Annotated in this window: 13 protein-coding genes; all 13 read left to right on the top strand. The window is 60.9% G+C overall.

Features of this window, described 5'->3' with window-relative positions; genetic code table 11:
- The first annotated feature begins 11 nt into the window (after positions 1 to 11).
- Complete coding sequence (locus ACYU7Z_RS14950; protein WP_460571878.1) at positions 12 to 1916, top strand: glycoside hydrolase family 88 protein; 1905 nt, start codon at positions 12 to 14, stop codon at positions 1914 to 1916.
- A complete protein-coding gene (gene pelA / locus ACYU7Z_RS14955; protein WP_460571881.1) occupies positions 1913 to 2944 on the top strand; it encodes a pectate lyase in 1032 nt (343 codons plus the stop codon). The genes ACYU7Z_RS14950 and pelA overlap by 4 nt, the downstream gene beginning before the upstream one ends.
- Positions 2917 to 3972, top strand: coding sequence for a pectinesterase family protein (locus ACYU7Z_RS14960; RefSeq protein WP_460571883.1), 1056 nt, complete (start codon positions 2917 to 2919; stop codon positions 3970 to 3972). Before pelA ends, ACYU7Z_RS14960 begins: the two co-directional genes overlap by 28 nt.
- Before the next feature lie 10 nt (positions 3973 to 3982).
- Positions 3983 to 5500 carry a tagaturonate reductase gene (locus ACYU7Z_RS14965; protein WP_460571885.1) on the top strand — a complete coding sequence of 506 codons (1518 nt, stop codon included), beginning with the start codon at positions 3983 to 3985 and terminating at the stop codon, positions 5498 to 5500.
- On the top strand, positions 5497 to 7146 hold the full coding sequence (locus ACYU7Z_RS14970) for a UxaA family hydrolase (RefSeq protein WP_460571887.1): 1650 nt from the start codon (positions 5497 to 5499) through the stop codon (positions 7144 to 7146). The genes ACYU7Z_RS14965 and ACYU7Z_RS14970 overlap by 4 nt, the downstream gene beginning before the upstream one ends.
- 17 nt (positions 7147 to 7163) lie before the next feature.
- Positions 7164 to 8606 carry a glucuronate isomerase gene (gene uxaC, locus ACYU7Z_RS14975; RefSeq protein WP_460571889.1) on the top strand — a complete coding sequence of 481 codons (1443 nt, stop codon included), beginning with the start codon at positions 7164 to 7166 and terminating at the stop codon, positions 8604 to 8606.
- A gap of 23 nt (positions 8607 to 8629) precedes the next feature.
- Positions 8630 to 9643: a PfkB family carbohydrate kinase gene (locus ACYU7Z_RS14980; RefSeq protein WP_460571891.1), complete on the top strand. Its 1014-nt coding sequence runs from the start codon at positions 8630 to 8632 to the stop codon at positions 9641 to 9643.
- A gap of 10 nt (positions 9644 to 9653) precedes the next feature.
- A complete protein-coding gene (locus ACYU7Z_RS14985) occupies positions 9654 to 10289 on the top strand; it encodes a beta/alpha barrel domain-containing protein (protein WP_460571893.1) in 636 nt (211 codons plus the stop codon).
- Positions 10290 to 10332: 43 nt separating this feature from the next.
- Positions 10333 to 11802: an MFS transporter gene (locus tag ACYU7Z_RS14990; RefSeq protein WP_460571895.1), complete on the top strand. Its 1470-nt coding sequence runs from the start codon at positions 10333 to 10335 to the stop codon at positions 11800 to 11802.
- Positions 11803 to 11824: 22 nt separating this feature from the next.
- A complete protein-coding gene (locus ACYU7Z_RS14995; RefSeq protein ID WP_460571897.1) occupies positions 11825 to 13777 on the top strand; it encodes a YhcH/YjgK/YiaL family protein in 1953 nt (650 codons plus the stop codon).
- A 304-nt stretch (positions 13778 to 14081) separates the two neighbouring features.
- Positions 14082 to 16997, top strand: a complete 2916-nt coding sequence (locus tag ACYU7Z_RS15000) for a beta strand repeat-containing protein (protein ID WP_460571899.1) — start codon at positions 14082 to 14084, stop codon at positions 16995 to 16997.
- Between the two features lie 528 nt (positions 16998 to 17525).
- Positions 17526 to 19724, top strand: coding sequence for a PAS domain-containing sensor histidine kinase (locus ACYU7Z_RS15005; protein WP_460571901.1), 2199 nt, complete (start codon positions 17526 to 17528; stop codon positions 19722 to 19724).
- A gap of 9 nt (positions 19725 to 19733) precedes the next feature.
- The gene (locus ACYU7Z_RS15010; RefSeq protein WP_460571903.1) at positions 19734 to 20363 is read left to right on the top strand and encodes a response regulator transcription factor; all 630 of its coding nucleotides are present in this window, start codon (positions 19734 to 19736) and stop codon (positions 20361 to 20363) included.
- The last annotated feature ends 35 nt before the right edge of the window (positions 20364 to 20398 follow it).

A 20398-nucleotide genomic window follows, 5' to 3' on the forward strand; every position in this document is an offset into this window, starting at 1 on the left:
GGATCGACTGCATGAAGAGTTTTTGGACGATTGTATTGCTCACGCTGGCGGCGGCCCGTACCGACGCGCAGTCTCCCGCCACACAGGCCGCGGCGCTTGCCGGCACCGCTATGACCCTGTGGCCCGACTCGATGCTGCTGCCGGGCGACAAGGTCGCCAAGTGGCGCTACGATCAGGGCGTTGTGCTCAAGGGCGTGGAAGGCCTCTGGCGTACAACCGGCGACGGAAAATGGTTTCGCTACATGCAGCGGAGCATGGACGTCTTCGTGCAACCCGACGGCTCCGTGCGCGGCTACAAGCCCGACGAATACAATATCGACCATCTCAACAACGGCAAGGTGCTCCTCACGCTCTGGCAGGTGACCGGGCAGGAGAAATACCGCAAGGCGGCCGATAACCTCTTTACACAGATCGCCACGCATCCCCGCACTTCCGAAGGCTCGTTCTGGCACAAGAAAGTATACCCCGGCCAGGTTTGGCTCGACGGTCTCTACATGGGCCAGCCCTTCTACGCGCAGTATGCGCAGGCAATGGGCAATGAAAAAGCCTTCGACGACATCACCCGCCAGTTTGTGCTCATCGAAAGGCACGCCCGCAACCCGAAGACGGGCCTGCTGTATCACGGCTGGGACGAAACCCGCCAGCAGCGCTGGGCCGACAGAAGCACGGGTCTTTCGCCGAACGTTTGGGGCCGCGCCCTGGGCTGGTATGGAATGGCGCTGGTAGATGCGCTCGATTATTATCCCGCAAAGCATCCCGGCCGCGATTCGCTGATTGCCATCCTCAACCGCTTCGCGGCAGCCGTCGTGAAGGTGCAGGATACCAGCGGCGCCTGGTACGACGTGCCGACACTCCCTAAGGAACAAAAGAATTACCTCGAGGCTTCGGCCTCTTCGATGCTGGTGTACACCCTCGCAAAGGGAATCCGCATGGGCTACCTGCCCAACAGGTATGCAGCTGCCGTGCAGAAAGGATATGCCGGCATCATCCGCAATTTTATCAGCACCGAAAACGGACGCACCGATCTCAAGGGAACGGTGGCCGTATCGGGCCTTGGCGGCACGCCGTACCGCGATGGCTCGTTCGCGTACTACATGAGCGAGCCCGTGGTCGTGAACGACCCGAAAGGAGTCGGCGCCTTTATCAACATGGCCAACGAGGTGGCGCTGCTGCAACACGCCCGTCCCGGCGCCGGCAAGACGGTACTGCTCGACTACTGGTTCAACAACGAATGGAAGAAAGGCGCTGACGGCTCGATGCAGCGCTTTCACTATACCTGGGAAGACCGCGCCAACAGCGGATTTTCGCTGCTTGCTGAGCTGTTTCGCAACAGCGGCTTCCGCACAGCATCGCTCGAAACGGCGCCAACGGCACAAAGCCTCAAGGGCGCATCTGTATACATCGTGGTCGATCCTGATACGGAGAAGGAAACGGCGCAGCCGCACTTCATGAACGATACGGCCGCCACGGTAATCGCCGACTGGGTGAAGGCCGGGGGGACGCTCCTGCTCCTTGGCAACGACGCGGGCAACTGCGACCTGGAGCATTTCAATGTGCTGGCTGCCCGCTTCGGGATCCGCTTCAACGAAGACCACTTCAACATGGTGCAGAAAGACCAGTTTGCACAGGGCGCCGTACCCGTGGCCCCGGGCAATGCCGTATTTGCCAATGCCCGCAACCTGTACATCAAGGAGCTCGCGACGCTGGATGTGAAAGCGCCGGCGACCGTCTTGCTCGAGAAAGAAGGCAAGGCCGTGATGGCGGTGGCCCGCTACAGCAAGGGCCGTGTGCTGGCGCTCGGCGATCCCTGGCTCTACAACGAATACACCGATGGCCGCAAGCTGCCGCCGGAATACGATAACTACGCCGCTGCCACGGACCTCGTTCGCTGGCTGGCCAAAAAACCCTCGAAATGAGTACCCGCCTGCACCATATCCTGCTGGCGGGTTTCCTGCTTTCTGCGCCGCTGCTCCGCGCTCAGGATTCGCTTGCCGATAATATGCTGCTGTACCAGCGCGCCGTGGGCGGCTGGCCGAAGCATATCGACGAGGTGAAGATCGACTACAGCAAGCCGCTCAGCGAAGGCGAGCGCGCCGGCCTTCTCGACGACAAGAGCCGCAACGACGCCACCATCGACAACTGGGCGACGTCGAAAGAGATCCGCTACCTCGTGAAAGCCTACGGCAAGACCGGCAACGCGGCCTACCTCCATGCTGCGGAAGACGGCGTGGATTACCTGCTGCGGATGCAATACGCCAATGGCGGCTTTCCGCAGTTCTGGCCCGACACGAGCGGCTACCGCAAGGCCATTACCTACAACGACAATGCGATGGTCAATGCGCTCAACATCCTGTGGGATGTGGCGCATCGGAGCAACGGCTTCGAAGCGATGAACCATAAGCTCGTGAAGCCCGCGCAATGGGCTGTCGACAAGGGTATCGACTGCATCCTCAACACGCAGGTGCGGGTACACGGCCATCTCACGGGCTGGTGCGCGCAGCACGACAAGAACAATTTCGCGCCCGTCAAGGCCCGCTCCTTCGAGCTCGTGTCGCTCAGCGGCATGGAGAGCGTGGGCATCGTGGCCTTCCTGATGAAGATCGAGCATCCGTCGGCCGCCGTGCGGCAGTCGATCGAAAGCGCCGTGGAATGGCTCCGCTCCAGCCGCATCGAAGGCTTCAGCTATGGCGACGTGGCGGCACCGGGTCTTCCGAAAGGCAAGGACCGCAGCCTGCAGCCCGATAGCAACGGCGTTGTATGGGCACGCTTTTACGACATCGAAACAAACCGTCCCTTCTTCAGCGGCCGCGACGGCGTGAAGAAGTGGAACCTGGCCGAGATAGAGCACGAGCGTCGCATCGGCTACGGATGGTACGGCACCTGGCCCAAAGAGCTGCTCGATAAAGAGTATCCTGAATGGAAAAAACGAAACGCACTGCCATGATGTTCCTGCGCTACATATTCGCAGGACTCGCGCTGCTGGCCGCTTCCGGCTGCACGGCGCAGCACCGTGCCCTTACGGTAAATGCCGCCGCGGGCAGCAAGGCCGATTTCCATTCGATACAGGATGCGATCAACAGCCTCTCCGACTCGTCGGCAACACCGCGCTTCATCCGGATCGCGAAGGGCGTGTACCACGAGAAGATCTTCATCACGAAGCACAACATCGTGCTGCTCGGTGACGACCGCGACGCGACCGTCATCACGCAGGACATCGCCCGCGACGAGTGGCGCTGCGATCATGCCGACGACTGGGGCGTGGCCACGCTGAACCTCAATGGCAACGACATTACCCTGCAGAACCTTACGGTGGCCAACGACTACGGCTTCAACCACAAGGAGCCGCGCACGGTGGCCTGTGCCTTCGATACGGCGAAGCACGAGCGCGTGATCACGAAGGAAGGCCACCAGATGGCGCTGCGGAGCATGAAGGCAACACGCCTCCGCGCGGTCAACTGCCGCTTCCGCGCCTGGGCCGGCGATACCGTCAGCCCCTGGAACCTCGATAACGGCATGTTCTATTTCAAGGACTGCTTGATGGAAGGCGGTGTGGATTTCTATTGCCCGCGCGGCTGGGCCTGGGCCGAGGGATGCACGTTCTACGCCAACACCGGCGCGGCGGCGATCTGGCACGACGGCAGCGGGAACCCTTCGTTCAAAACCGTGCTGAAGAATTGCCGCTTCGATGGCTACGAAGGATTCAAGCTCGGTCGCTACCACAAGGATGCGCAATTCTACCTGGTCGACTGCCGCTTCTCGCAGCGCATGGCCGATACGGATATCTACCAGGTCAAAACCAACAACCTACTGCAATGGGGCCGCCGCGTGTACTACAGCGGCTGTCACCGCGACGGCGGCGACTACGCCTGGTTTGCAGACAACATACCGCAGGACAGCGTAAAAGAAGGGGACATCAACCCGGCCTGGCTGTTTGGCAACCAATGGCAACCTCAACTAAACCTAACGCCTTAATTGCTCCGCTATGATCCTTTCCCGATATACCATCAAGAACATCCCCGCCGACCTGGTTCGTGTGCCCGATGAAGCCATCTTCGAGCTTCCCGAGAAAGTGCTCCAGTTCGGCACCGGCGTGCTGCTTCGCGGTTTGCCGGATTACTTCATCGACAAAGCCAACCGCGAAGGCATCTTCAACGGCCGGATCGTGGTGGTGAAGTCGACCACCCATGGCGACACCCGCGACTTCGACCGCCAGGACGGTCTGTATACGCTCTGCACACGCGGTCTCGATGAAGGCCGTAAAGTGGAGGAGCTCGAGGTGAATGCGTCCATCAGCCGCGTGCTAAGCGCCGGCGAGCAATGGGAAGAGATCCTTGAGTGCGCCCACAACCTCGACATGCAGGTGATCCTTTCCAACACCACCGAAGTGGGCATCGAGCTGGTGCAGGACGACGTGCGCCACCATCCCCCGAAATCCTTCCCCGGCAAGCTGCTGGCGTTTTTATACGAGCGCTTCCGCGCCTTTAGCGGATCGGAGCACAGTGGCATGGTGATCGTGCCCACGGAACTCATTCCCGACAACGGCTCCAAGCTCCAGGCGATCGTGCTGGAGCTCGCGCACCTCAATGGCCTCGAGGAAGATTTCATCGAATGGCTTGAGAGCTGCAACCATTTCTGCAACTCGCTGGTCGACCGGATCGTTCCGGGCCGCCCCGAAGCCGGGGACGCCGCCGCCCTCGAAGCCGCCACCGGCTACAGCGACAAGCTCCTCACCGTAACGGAGGTGTACCGCCTATGGGCGATTGAGGGCGACCAGCATGTGCGCAACGTACTCAGCTTCGCGCAGGCCGATGCCGGCGTGGTGATCACTCCCGATATTGGTGTATTCCGCGAGCTGAAGCTGCGTCTCCTCAACGGCACGCACACGCTCAGCTGCGGCCTTGCCTTCCTCGCCGGTTGCGAGACCGTGAAGGAAGCCATGGAAGACGAGACCATCGCTGCCTACATCGCCGACCTGATGCAACAGGAGATTGCCCGCGCGATCCCCTACACCCTCGAGCCTTCGCTGGCGCAGGACTTTGGCCGCAAGGTGCTTGATCGCTTTGCCAACCCGTTCCTCAAGCACAACTGGCTTGCGATTACGATGAATTACAGCTCGAAGATGAAGATGCGCTGCATCCCGGTGCTGCAGGAGCACTACCGCCGCTACGGCAGCGTGCCCGAGCTGATGGTGCTGGGCTTCGCGGCCTACCTTCGCTTTATGAAGGCGGTGGAGCTGAAGGACGGGAAGTACTACGGTGAGCTCAATGGCACGCCCTACCTCATACAGGACGATATGGCGCCGCAGTTTTACCGCCGCTGGGCCGGGCTTACGGTGCCCGCGCTGGTGCGCGATGTGCTGCGCGATTCCTTTTGGGGCGTCTCGCTCAGCGAGCTTCCCGGCTTTGCCGATGCCGTTACCGACAAGCTCAATGCCCTTCTTCAAAACGGCGTCCGCGAATCGCTGGAAGCCCAACCCCTTAAAAAAGCAAACGTAGCATGAGTGCCCGTGTGTTGAAAGTTCATCGTGCCGATAACGTGCTTGTGGCGCTCCAGGACCTGGCGCGCTGCGAGCAGGTGACCTATGAAGGCAAATCCTATACGCTCGTCGACGATATCCCTGCCAAGCATAAGTTTTTTATGCAGGATATGGCCGCGGGTGATGCCGTGATCATGTACGGCGTACTCGTTGGCAAGGCGCAGTACGATGTGCCCGCCGGCGCGCGCATGAGCACCGAGAATACCAAGCACGCCGCAGATCCCTACGATTACCGCGGCGTTAGTTACGAATGGAAGGCCCCCGACGTGTCGAAGTTCCAGGGCCGGACCTTCAACGGTTACCATCGCCCCGACGGCCGCGTGGGCACCGCCAACTACTGGCTCTTTATTCCCACTGTGTTCTGCGAGAACCGCAACCTCGACGTCATCCGCGAGGCCCTGCACAACGAGCTCGGTTACGCCGTGACGGCGAAATACAAGCAGTACACCCGTGCGCTGGTGGACGCATACAACAAAGGAGAAGACCTCACGAATGCTTCTCCCCTCTCCCTAGCAGAGGGGGCGGGGGATGGGTCTCCCCGCGTCTTCAAGAACATCGACGGCATCAAGTTCCTCAACCACCAGGGCGGCTGCGGCGGTATCCGCCAGGATGCGGCCATCCTCAGCAAGCTCCTTGCCGCCTATGCCGATCATCCCAACGTGGGTGGCATCACCGTACTGAGCCTCGGTTGCCAGAACCTGCAGACGAACGATTTTCTCGCCGATCTCAAAGAGCGCAACCCGGCTTTCAATAAACCGCTTTACATCTTTGAGCAGCAGCAGTCGCAAAGCGAGGAGGGGCTCATCTCGGAGGCCATCCGCAAAACTTTTGAAGGACTCGTTGCCATCAATAAGCAGGAGCGCAGCCCCGCGCCGCTCAGCGCGCTGACGGTAGGCGTGAAGTGCGGCGGCTCCGACGGCTTCAGCGGTATCTCGGCCAATCCCGCGGTGGGCTATTGCTCCGACCTGCTGGTGGCGCTTGGCGCCAAGGTGCTGCTCGCCGAATTTCCCGAGCTGTGCGGCGTGGAGCAGGAGCTCGTAGACCGCTCTGTTACTGAGCCGATCGCGCGTAAGTTCATGCACCTCATGAAGCGCTACGAGCAGATCGTAACGGCCGTGGGCTCGGGCTTTCATATGAATCCCTCGCCCGGCAACATCAAGGACGGTCTCATCACCGACGCCATCAAGAGCGCCGGCGCGGCCCGCAAGGGCGGCACGTCGCCGGTTGTAGATGTACTGGACTATACCGAGCCCGCCGTGAAGCCGGGACTCAACCTCGTGTGCACACCCGGCAACGACGTGGAAGCCACCACCGGCAAGGCCGCTTCGGGTGCGACGCTGATTCTCTTCACCACCGGCCTCGGCACGCCCACGGGCAACCCCGTGTGCCCCACGATCAAGGTGGCGACGAACTCGAAGCTTGCCCGCCGCATGAGTGATATTATCGACATCGATACCGGCCCCGTGATCTCCGGCGAAAAGACCATCGAAGAGATGGGCGAGGAGATCCTCGAATACTGCATCCGCGCCGCCTCCGGCGAAGTACATCCCAAGGCTGTAACACTGAACCAGGACGACTTCATCCCGTGGAAGCGGGGCGTGTCGCTCTAAAACCGTTTGAACTTGCTATGAAACAATTTCTCGACGAGAACTTTCTCCTGAATAACAAGACCGCCGAGCGGCTCTACCACGAGTATGCCAGGGCGATGCCGATTATCGACTACCACTGCCACCTTCCGCCCGACCAGATCGCGGCCGATGGCAACTTCGCCAACCTCACGCAGGTATGGCTGTACGGCGACCACTACAAGTGGCGCGCGATGCGCACCAACGGCATCAGCGAGCGCTACTGCACCGGCGACGCGCCCGACTTCGAGAAGTTCCAGAAGTGGGCCGAGACCGTTCCTTACACGCTCCGCAACCCGCTGTACCACTGGACGCACCTCGAGCTGCAGCGCTACTTCGGCGTGCACGAGATCCTCAACGGCCAGTCGGCCGCGCGCATTTACGAGGAGTGCTCCGCGAAGCTGCAAACACCCGAATACTCGGTGCGCGGCCTGCTCCGCAAGATGAACGTGAAAGTGGTATGCACCACCGACGATCCCATCGACTCGCTGGAGCACCATGCCCGGATCAAGGCCGACGGCTTTGAAACGCGCATCCTCCCGGCCTTCCGCCCCGACAAGGCCATGAACGTCGACGACGTCGCTACCTTCAACGACTACCTCGGCAAGCTCGAGGCCGTCAGCAATACCTCGATCTCGACCTTCAACGATTACCTCCACGCGCTCAAAACGCGTCATGACTTTTTTGCCACGATGGGGTGCTCCGTTTCCGATCACGGTCTCGAGCAGATCTATGCCGAGCCCTGGACCGAAAGCGAGGTGCGCGGCATCTTCTCCAAGATCCGCTCCGGTGGCGCCCTTACGCACGAGGAGAACCTGAAGTTCAAGTCGGCCATGCTCGAGATCTTCGCCGTGTGGGACTGGGAAAAGGGCTGGGTGCAGCAATACCACCTCGGTGCGCTCCGCAACAACAACGGCCGCATGATGCAGCAGCTCGGTCCCGATACGGGCTGGGACTCCATCGGCGACTTTTCGCAGGGCCGCGCGCTGGCTACCTTCCTGAGCCGCCTCGACACGAAAGACCAGCTCACGAAGACGATCCTGTACAACCTCAACCCCGCCGACAACGAGCTCTTTGCCACGATGATCGGTAACTTCAACGACGGCTCCGTGGCCGGCAAGATCCAGTACGGGTCGGGCTGGTGGTTCCTCGACCAGAAGGACGGTATGACGCGGCAGATCAACGCGCTCTCCAACATGGGCCTCCTGAGCCGCTTCGTGGGTATGCTCACAGACAGCCGCTCCTTCCTGTCGTACCCGCGCCACGAATACTTCCGCCGCCTCCTGTGCAACCTGTTCGGCGAAGAGATCGAAAATGGCGAGCTTCCGGCCGACATCGAGTGGACCGGCCAGGTTGTGCGCGACATCTGTTATAACAACGCATCGAATTATTTCAACTGGAAAGAGGTTTCCGAGAGCGCGCACCTGAACACGGTTGCGCGCTAGCCTTTTTCTGCTGCCCTTACGAAATGAAAAAAGTCCTTTGCTTCGGTGAGCTCCTCCTGCGCCTGTCGCCGCGTTTGAACGGCGCCTGGATCGCGGCGCACGAAATGCCCGTGTATATCGGCGGCGCCGAGCTCAACGTAGCCCGCGCCCTCGCGCGCTGGGAGCTGCCTGTTGGCTATTGCACGGCGCTTCCGCCGCATAGCCTCGCCGACGACGTCATCGCCTTCGTGGCGGAGCAGGGCATCGACGTAGCGCCGATCCGCCGCTCGGGTGCCCGTATCGGAACGTATTACCTGCCGCAGGGCGCCGACCTCAAGAACGCCGGTGTCATCTACGACCGCGCGCACTCCTCTTTCTGGGAGCTCGTGCCCGGGAACATCGACTGGGACGCCGTTTTCGAGGGCGTCGACTGGTTTCACTTCAGCGCCATCTCGCCCGCGCTCAACGCGCAGGTGGCCGATGTGTGTCTCGAAGCCGTTATGGCCGCATCGCGCAAAGGGATCACCGTATCCGTCGACCTGAACTACCGCGCGAAGCTGTGGCAATACGGTAAGACGCCTGCTGCCGTGATGCCGGAGCTCGTGCAGCACTGCGTCGTGGTGATGGGCAATATCTGGGCCGAGCAGCAGATGCTCGGCATCCCCGTGCCCGCTGCTATCGCCGACAACCGCGACGCTTACCTGGAGCAATCCGACCGGAGCTCGCGCGCCATCTTCGACCGGTTCCCGCGCTGCCGCCAGGTGGCCAACACCTTCCGCTTCGATGAAGGGGACGGCATTCGCTACTACGCCACACTCCACGACGGCAAAGGCTTCTACGTGTCGCACGAGCAGCAGGCCGGCGCCATCGTCGACAAGGTCGGGAGCGGCGATACCTTCATGGCCGGCCTCATTTACGGCAACTGCCAGGGATGGTGGCCGCAGGAGATCATCGACTTCGCCGCCGCCGCCGCCTTCAACAAATTATTCATCTTCGGTGACGCCACGACCTCCACGGTGGACGAGATCATCAAAGCCCATAACAATTATGTCTATTAACGAAGCGTTCTTGTCCGGACTGCTCGCGCAGAAGCTGCTCCCGCTCTGGTACCACGAGGGAGCGGAGCACAGCGTGCTGGTGCTGGAAGCGCTCCATGCCGGCGGTATCCGCTACGTGGAATACACCAACCGTGGCGCGGCTGCTCCCGCCAACTTCCGGGCCCTCCGCGCGGCCGCCGACAAGCTCGATGGATTGCAGCTGGGTATCGGCACCATCAAGAACGCCGCGCAGGCGAAGCAGTACCTCGACCTCGGCGCCGACTTCCTGGTGGCGCCCTCGATGAACGCGGAGGTGGGCGCTGTTGCCGCCGCAGCCGGCAAGCCCTGGATACCGGGTTGCATGACGCCTACGGAGATCGCCGCCGCCGAGAATGCCGGCGCGGAACTCGTGAAGATTTTCCCGGGCAACGTGCTCGGACCTGCGTTCATCAGCGCCGTGCGCGACCTTTTCCCGGGGCTTCGCTTTATCGTGACGGGCGGTGTCGAAGCCGAGCGCGCCAACCTCGAAGGCTGGTTCAGCGCCGGCGTGTCCGGCGTGGGCATGGGCAGCAAGCTGCTCACGAAGGAACTCGTTGCCAAAAAAGATTTCGAAGGCATCAAGGCAGCAACCGAAAGTGCGCTGGCCCTGCTGCGGCAGATACCCTGATCCAAACGCAGGACCTCACAGGACCCTGCACAAACTTGCTACTATGATCGATGTTCAAACGGCTCCCGCCAAAAAAGAAGCAGTCGTCGTACCGGCGATGACCACCTATCGCTGGACGATCTGCGCGCTGCTTTTCTTTTCCACCACAATCAACTATCTCGACCGCCAGGTGCTGTCGCTTACGTGGAAGAAATACCTGATCCCCGAGTTCCACTGGACCGACAGCGACTACGGTACGATCACCGCGCTGTTCTCCATCTTCTACGCGGTGTCGATGCTCGTTGCCGGCCGCTTTGTAGACTGGATGGATACCAGGAAAGGCTTCCTGTGGGCCATCGGCGTATGGTCGGTGGGTGCCTGCATCCACGCCCTCTGCGGCATCGCGGCCTCGGGAATGCTCACCGGTCACTGGCTGGTTGGCTTTGAAGGCGCGAAGCAGTACCTCGCGGGCTTCGACAAGGCCGCCGTTATTACCGCTACGAGCGTTTCGCTGTTCATCTTCGCACGCGTGATCCTCGCCCTGGGCGAGGCCGGCAATTTCCCCGCGGCCATCAAGGCAACGGCGGAATACTTCCCGAAAAAAGACCGCGCCTTCGCCACGAGCCTGTTTAATGCCGGCGCTACCGTCGGTGCCCTGCTCGCCCCGCTCTCCATTCCCTACATCGCCGAGGCCTGGGGCTGGGAAATGGCCTTTATCGTTATCGGCGCATCGGGCTTTATCTGGATGGCCTTCTGGAGCTTCCTGTACAAAAAACCCGACGTCCATCCCCGCGTGAGCAGGTCGGAGCTTGCCTATATCCAGCAGGACAATGCGCAGCCGGGACAGGCAGCGCATTCCGCACCCGCGAAGCGCATGACCTTCGCTGAATGCCTCAACTACCGCCAGACCTGGGCCTTCGCATTTGGCAAGTTCATGACGGATGGCGTGTGGTGGTTCTACCTGTTCTGGACGCCGGCCTACCTCGCCGACATCTACAAGATGGAAGGCACGAAAAGCTCGCTGCCGCTCTTCGTACTCTACGCCATCACGCTGCTTTCGATCATCGGCGGCTGGCTGCCGACGTATTTCGTGAACAAGAAGGGCATGAATCCATACGAAGGCCGGATGCGGGCAATGCTCATCTTCGCCTTCTTCCCGCTGCTGGCGCTGCTGGCGCAGCCGCTGGGCGGCATCTCGTCCTGGTTCCCCGTCATCATCATCGGCATCGCGGGCGCGGCGCACCAGTCCTGGTCGGCCAATATTTTCTCCACCGTGGGCGATATGTTCCCGAAGTCGGCTGTGGCTACCATCACCGGTATCGGCGGCATGGCGGGCGGCATCGGCTCGTTCCTGATCAACAAAGGGTCCGGCGTGCTCTTCACCCATGCCGATAAAACGCAGATGTCGTTCATGGGCTTCCATGGAAAGGAAGCCGGCTACTTTATCATCTTCTCCATCTGCGCCGTGGCCTACCTGGTAGGCTGGCTCGTGATGAAAACGCTCGTTCCCAGGTACCGTCCCATCGGCGACTAAAACGCCCTGTAAAGAATAATCAATGAAACCATTCCTTTTCGGCCTTGCGCTTTTTGCCGCAACGCTTCTCAATGCCCAGCAAAAGACCGAGGCCTGGTATGTAGCCCGCGCGCCCTTCAGGATGGCGCTGCCGCTGCAGCCGAAGTTTGCAACCAAAACATTCTCCGTCCGCAACTACGGCGCCGTGCCCGACGGGCAAACGCTCAATACGGCGGCCTTCGCCAAAGCCATCGATGCCTGCGCCAAAGCGGGCGGCGGCAAGGTGATCGTGCCCGCGGGTCTTTGGCTCACAGGGCCCATCGAGCTCCGCAGCGGCGTTAACCTCGTGGTGGAGCGCGGGGCGCTGATCCAATTTACACCCGACCACACGCAATACCCGCTTGAGAAGCTCGGCGGCTCTTCGTCCATCCAGGTGCGCCCGCCGATCTATGCCTTCGGGGCCCGGAACGTGGCCATCACGGGTGAAGGCGTTATCGACGGCGCGGGCGACAGCTGGCGGCCGATCAAAAAAGACAAGGTGACGGCCAGCCAGTGGAAGGCCGCCACGGCAACCGGCGTGGTCAGTGCCGACGGCAAGGTATGGTGGCCCAGCAAGGAGGCCATGGAAGGGGAGGAGTACCTCAAAACCCTGAAGGGCAAAGCAACACTTACCGCCAAAGACTACGAGCCGGCGCGCGACTTTCTTCGTCCGCACATGGTGCAGCTGAGCAACTGCAGCAACGTGCTGGTGGAAGGCGTTACGATCCGCAATTCGCCCAAGTTTGTCTTTTACCCCGGATCCTGCAACAACCTCACGATGCGCAACGTCAGCATCTTCAACGAGTGGTGGGCGCAGAATGGCGACGGCATCGACATCAGCGCCTGCAAGAACGTACTTATCTATAAGTGCACCGTGTCGGCCGGCGATGACGGCATCTGCATGAAGTCGAGCAGCTCGGCAGGTGCGTCCGCGCCGCGTCTCGAGAATATCGTTGTGGCGGGCTGCACGGTTTACCATGCCCACGGCGGCTTTGTGATCGGCTCCAATACCGATGGCGGGATGAATAATATCTATGTGGCCGATTGCAATTTCGTGGGCACCGATATCGGTATCCGCGTGAAGAGCAACGCCGGCCGCGGCGGGCTGGTGCACAACGTGTACATCCGCGACATCTACATGAGCGACATCCAGGGTGAGGCCGTTTTGTTTGATACCTATTATGAAGATGTCACCGCCGGCAAGGAGGCCAAGGATGTAAAGACAACCGCGCAGGATAAGGTTCCCGAGTTCCGCGACTTCTTTATCCGCAACGTCTATTGCCGCGGTGCGCGCACGGCTGTGTCGATCACCGGGCTGCCGCAGATGCCCGTACAGGGAATCTGGTTCGACTCCTTCCTGGTGTCCGCCGGCAAGGCCTACAGCATAAAGGATGCAACGAATATTCACTTCCGCAATGCCCATGTGCTGCTCCCCGGCGGTGCCGTGCAGGACCTGGCGCAGACGGGCGAAGGGCCCTTCACAGGATTACGGATGCAACCGCACAGCTCCATCAATGCGGCCGAGCTGGCCCGGCAATACGCAGCCTACCCTGCGCTCTGGAACAAGGCCATCGATTTTCTGCGCAGCCAGAAGCTCGAAACCCTTGCTGCGGGCAAGTATCCGCTTGCCGGCGACAGCGTTTTCGTTAGCGTTACCTACGGCCCCGAAAAAGCCTTCGACTCTACAAAATGGGAGGCGCATCGGAAATATATCGACGTGCAGTATATCATCGACGGGCAGGAAAAAATGGGCGTGGCGCCGCTGGCGTCGGCCCGTGAGCTGATGCCGTACAACGAGGCAAAGGACGCCGCCAACTACAGCGCGGAAGGCAGCTATTATGTAGCAGACCCCAGCCGGTTTTTTATCTTTTTCCCGCAGGATGTTCATCGCCCCAATATCAAGGTGGCCGAGGGAAGCGTGCGCAAGCTCGTCATCAAGGTCCTGGCGGCACCGTAGAAATACCGGAGATCTTATTGTTCAGCGGCGTGTAGTGGATTCACTGCACGCCGCTTTATTTTTCTGTGATGACCGGCTTGTTCAAAGTCGGCTCTATTTAGGTGCATAAGGCTACAAGCCGATTCGGGACAGTAGGTTTCCTTTGTAGAACATTGTCAATAGACTGTAACGTGATCCACTTGCGACCATTGACAGCCTAAACCTTCTGATCCACTCCTACCTAAAGCCATGTCGGTCCTGCCCCTGGAAACGTTCCTGCCACCCGGCGGGCCTTATTGCCTTTCATCACCCTCAAACCAAGCCCATGCAATTCCAAACTTTACCCCCGACAACGCTCCTGTCTTCTGCCTTCCCGAAATTTCTTTCTGTCCTTTCCCGCACCTTGCTTGTTCTTTTGCTTGCTGCCTGCAGCTCTGCCGCCTTTGCCAATTCAGTCACGTCCCGCGCCACCGGAAACTGGAGTGTCAAGGCCACGTGGCTGCGAACTGTGACCGGTACCATCACCACAACGTCCGGTAGTACGTCCGTCACCGGTACCGGCTTTTCCGCCCTTTCCGTCAACGACGTTCTGATGCGCGCCGATGGCACGGTGATCGGGACGGTGGCATCAATCCAAAGCAATACGGCGCTTACACTGACCGCCGGCGCAGCCAATGCCAACAGCGCCGCCGCCTTCGCCCACCAGTCGCTCCCGCAGTCGGGCGACGATGTGACGATCAACGGCGCGCTTACGGTAACGCTCGACATGGACGCGACGGTCAATAGTCTCACGGTTGCGTCTCCCGCAGGGAACAATACCGTGACCACCTTCACGATCTCCGGTACGTCAAAGCTCACGGTCACGAACGACCTGAGCATCAATGGCGGCGCGGGCCACCGCGAGTCGGCGCTGACATTTTCCGGTGCCGGTTCCCTGATCGTAGGCCGCAACCTGACCATAGGCAACGGCGGTGCGTCTGCAACGGCCACACTGAATATGGGCGCTGCCCTGGCAAGTACCCTCAAGGTGGGTGGAACCCTGAGCTTCAACACTGCGGATGCGGTGTTCACGTCGGGTACGAGCAGCACGGTCGTCTATACAGGCACGGGCCAGACGATCGACCTTACGAATCTGAAGTTTGCGAACCTGGAGGTCAATGGAACGTCTGCAACGCTTGGCGCCGCGGCAACGGCTACCAACGTAACCGGAACGTTTGCCGTTACGGCCGGCACGCTCACGACCAATAACCTGGCCATTACACGGCCCGCCAGCAAATCCATCACGGTTGCCGCTGCCGCCACACTCGATGCGGGTACCAGCGTCATCTCCTTCGGTACCGGTGGTTCCGCAACGATATCGGGCACCCTTAAAACGGCGAATGCAAACGGCCTCGCCGGTTCTGCCACAACGACCTTCGCCAGCACCAACTCGCCTTCGCTCAGCTTCACGGGAAGCACCGTTGATTACAACTCCGCCAGCGACCAGGCCGTGACCAGCAGCGTTACCTACAGCAACCTGCGCCTGTCGGGTGGCGGTACAAAAAATGTCGCCAGTGCCCTTACGGTCAATGGTGCCCTGACTGTTGCCAGCGGTGCAACGCTCGACGCCAAGACCAGTGTCATTTCCTTTGGCAGCGGCGGCTCGGCAACTATTTCCGGCACCCTCAAGACCGCCAACACAAACGGTCTCAGTGGCGCTGCCAACACAACCTTTTCCAACGGCAATTCACCCACCCTCAGCTTCTCGGCCGGCACGGTGGAATACAATTCGGCCAGCGCGCAGAACGTGACCACAGGCCTTACCTACGGAGACCTGCGGATATCCGGCGCCGGTACCAAGACCGTAGGCGCCGGCACACTCACGGTCAACGGCGCCTGGACGATCGACGGGCCGACTACGCTCGCTACCAATAACCCGGTTGTTTCTGTCGGGAATGGTATCGGTGGCTCGGGCAGCCTCACTAAGGGCACGTCTACGGTTACGCTGACCGGCGGCACCTGGACCAATACAGGCACCTTCCCTGCCGGTATTAATATGACATTCTCGGCTGCCGGCTCCGTGGCTATTCCCGCGCAATCCTTCGGTACCCTGACGATCAGCGGCTCCAAGAGCATCGGCGGTAATGTATCGGCGACAACGGTAGCCCTTTCGGGCAGCGCCCGGGTGAGCCTTGGCGGGAATACCCTGACCGTCGGCTCCGTCAGCGGCGGCGGCTCGGCCAACTACTTTGTTACCGACGGCAGTGGTGCCCTGAAAGTGACGTCCACGGCTTCGTCCACATTCCCGGTAGGACCTTCTTCTTCGCTCTATACACCGGTGACGATCTCGGGTACGTCGACCGATTGGTCGGTTCGCGTACAGAATTCCTTCAGCGGCTATCCCAGCACCGGCACCGCCGGCGCCCTGCCCGCGGTATGGCATGTAACGCCCGGCGCGGCGGCAACAGCATCAGTAACCTTCCAGTATGACGAGTCGCAGTTCGGCTATTCGTCGCCTTCAACCATGGATATCTACCACTACGGCGTCCCCGTGCCGAACCCCAACAACTACGGTGCCGGCTGGTACATGGCCGCGCAGAACGTGAGCGTTGGTGGCACGGCCGGGGGCGTACGTACGGTGTCGCTGAGCGGACAAAGCCAGTTCTCGCCCTTCGCGGCGTCGTCGGCGGCATCACCGCTTCCCATCCGGCTTCTTTCGTTCTCCGGCCGCAAGCAGGGTAATGCCACGGTGCTGTCGTGGATCACGGGCAGCGAGTCGGCCAACGCCGGATTCGAGCTGCAGCGCTCTGTGGATGGCGTCCGCTTTACCACCGTTGCCTTTGTGCACAGCAAGGCCCCCGGCGGCAACAGCTCGGGCCAGCTTTCCTACAGCTTTACCGATAACGGCAGCAGCAGCATGCGCCTGTACTATCGCCTCAACCAGGTTGACCTCGATGGCCGCGGCCGCCTGAGCAACACGATCTCGGTAGGCAAAGACAATGTGCTGGTTCTGTCGCTTGCCGGCCTTTCGCCCAACCCGGTTCGCGGTGGTACAAAGTTGTCTGTCGAGGCTACCGATGCCGGTACACTGAGCCTGCGGATCATCAGCGCCAGTGGCGCCGTCGTGCGCAGCTGGTCGGCAACGGTAGGTGCGGGCAACAACAGCATCGACCTCGACGCAGCGGCGCTTCCCGCAGGCAGCTACCTGCTCCAGGCCAGCGACGGTACAACAACCGCAAGCATGCGCTTCGTGAAGCAATGATTTTCAGCCCTTTTACCTAAATCCCGGGCGCGGTGCCGATGCACCGCGCCCCGAATTCCGCGAGGAGTGCCCGGATCGTAACTACAAGACGTTGCGAAGGATCCCGGTGCCGGCAAACCGACGCGTTACGCCAGCATCGGTGCCTGCCGGCAAACCTCCGGAGCGCACGCCGGGCGGGGCTTCGGGCCTGCCGCCTGCTGTGAAAACTGGTCCGGATCTTTCGTGGGAATCCAGGCGATTTCATCAAGGCGGAACAAGTGGAGACCGCTCCCGCTACCAACACTCGTGTAGTCGGAGTACTACGTGAAATCGGTGGAAAATAAAGGGAAGGAAATGGTTTTATCTGGCAGGGGATACGTAAATTTACGTATAGCAGGACGCAAAGCTTCGGCTTGGTCTGCTACCGTCCCACTATCCTTGTTTGGATCAGGACGATCTGCTATCCTCGAAAAACCAACTGCCGCTGTTACAAGCACTTTTCTCGCCCTCCCTACGCAAGCCGTTCGTTCACTAAACTGACCACTGCCCATGAGCCACACTTATGCCTGGCCGCGTACGAGCGTAGACGCCATCGCCGTTGTAAACGGTGCACCCGGCGCGGCCCTCTGCCTCGAGGAAGACGGTCTTATCGCTTCCTGGAACGAGAAAGCGGCCCTCCTGCTGGGCCTGACCAAGGGCGGCAACCAACCGAATATCGCCCACTTCCTCGCAACTGCCGATGAAGGCCAGTTCATGGCCCTGCTTGCCCGCGTTACCGAAAGCGGCCAGGGGAGCAGCAGCCATTTCACCATTCCCAATACGAACAGCAGCGTGGAAGCGCAATTGCTGCCCCTCGGCGGGAAGCACTCCCCGGTGCTGTTGCTGCTCCGGCCCGACGAAGCATCGGGGCCTGATGCCGCACGCAACCGCAGCGCCGCCCTGCTGGAGCCCGGAAGGGAACTCTACCGGCAGATCGTCGAGAACTGCCACGAGGGGGTTTGCCTGGTCGACAGCGACGGGCAGATCGTGCTGGTCAACTACCAGGCAGCCTCGATGCTCGGGTACACCGAAAGCGAGCTTGTGGGAAAGCCCGCCAGCCGCCTGGTCAATACAGACCTCTATCAGAGTTTCGACCAGCAAATGGCCGGCCGCCGCCAGGGCCTCTCGAGCCACTACGAATGCTGCCTCCGCAAAAAGGACGGGAGCTCGGTATGGGCCATGGTCGCCGCCAACCCGATCTTCGAAGGCGAGGAGTTTGTCGGCACGCTGGCCATGCTGGCAGACATTACAGAGCGTAAGGCGATGGAGCAGGAACTGAATCACAGCCTGCAGCGCTTTCACCTCGCCCTCCAGGCTACCCGCGACGGCGTTTGGGAATGGGAGATCCGCAACTGCAGCATGTACTTTTCCCCCCGCTTCTGCGAGATCCTCGGTTACAGCTTCGACGACCCGGCACTCGAGCGGACTTACGAAGCCTGGGCCGGGCGGCTTCATCCCGATCACCGCGAATCGGTGGAGGCGCAACTCCAGGCACACCTGCTCGGCGGGCCGCCCCTCGAGGCGGAATGCCTGCACCTCCATGCCTCCGGCGAGTACCGCTGGCAGAAAGTAACGGGGCAGGCCCAGTTCGACGAAGCGGGCAAGGCCCTGCGCATGGCCGGCTCCATCCGCGACATCAGCCAGATCAAGGAGGCGGAAGCCGCCTTCTTACAGGAGCAGGAGCTCTCCAATTCCATTATCGGCAGCCTGCCCGGTGTTTTCTACGTGCTCGACGAGCATGGCCGCCTCCGACGCTGGAATGAGAACCTCGAGAAGGTAAGCGGCTACAACCACGACGAGGTGGCCGGATTGGCGCCGCTCGACCTGGTGGTACCCGAAGACCGCGCCCTCGTGCTCGACGTATTTGAGCGCGCCCTCCGCACCGGCGATGGATCCGTAGAAATACGGCTGCAGCACCGCGACGGCAAAGCGCGGCATTTCTATTTCAACGGGAAGCTGACCCAGCTCGGTGGCCAGCCGGCGCTCGTGGGGATGGGCATCGATATCTCGGAGCACAAGAAAATGGAGCAGCTGCTGCGGCAGTCGTTCCAGGAAATCCGCGAGCTGGCCTCGCACCTGCAGGACGTCCGGGAGAAGGAGCGCACCGAGATCGCCCACGAGATCCACGATGAGCTCGGGCAGTCGCTCACCGCCATCAAGATGAACCTCGCCAGCATCCTGCGCAAGCGGCCCGGCACCGAGGAAGTGATCGCCAAGGTGGAGGAGTCGCTCGATCTTACCGAGCAAACCATCCACGCCGTGCGCCGCATCGCCACCGAAATGCGCCCGACGCTGCTCGACGACCTCGGGCTCATCGAGGCACTGCGCTGGTATTGCGACACCTTCGCCAAGCGCCTCGAGATCAGCCTGAGCCTCGACGTGAACTGCGCCGACGCCGTTACCGACCCGCGCCTCTCCATCGTGCTGTTCCGCATCGTACAGGAATCGCTGACCAACATCGCGCGTCATGCCTCGGCAAAGCGCGTGGACATGCTGATCGAGCAGTGCGGCTCCACGCTTTCGCTCCGCATCGAGGATGACGGCGTGGGCTTCGATGTGGGCCAGTCGCGCAAGGCCGACAGCATCGGTATCCTGGGCCTGAAGGAGCGCGCCAAATCCATCAACGGAGACTATTCCATCAATAGCCGGCCAGGGCGCGGCACCGTAGTTCAGGTGTCGGTTCCCGACGCATTTTCCAAAACCAACTAACCCCATACCATGTTGCGATTTTTAATTGCCGATGATCATTCCATTGTACGACGCGGGCTCCGCGACATTCTGCACGAGGAATATCCCAACGCCGAGATCCACGAGGTAGGCGATGCCGACTCCGTGGTGGTGTCCTGCATGCGCCAGCGCTGGGACCTGGTCATCTCCGACATCAGCATGCCCGGCCGCAGCGGCCTGGAAATGCTCTTCCAGCTGAAGCAGCAATTGCCCCATCTTCCTGTGCTTATCCTGAGCGTGTATCCCGAGGAGCAATATGCCGCCCGCGTGCTTAAGGCCGGTGCCGTTGGCTACCTCAATAAGGATATGGCGCCGCAGGAGCTCGTGCGGGCCGTGGCCAAAGTACTCTCGGGCGCCAAGTACATTACGCCGATGGCCGCGGAAAAGCTGCTCGAAAGCCTCCGCGACGACGGCCACACGATGCCGCACGAAAAGCTCTCCGACCGCGAGTTTGAAGTATTCCGGATGATCTGCCTCGGCCTCGGTATCGCCACGATTTCCGAGCAGCTGCACCTCAGCTCCACCACCATCAGCACGTACCGCGCGCGCATCCTCAGCAAGATGGACCTTTCGTCGAATGCCGAGCTGATCCGCTACGCGCTGGATCATTCGCTGCTGTAACTACGCGGCGAGCAGCGGGAAACTACGCGGGCTTT

The organism is Flaviaestuariibacter terrae (assembly GCF_054777635.1).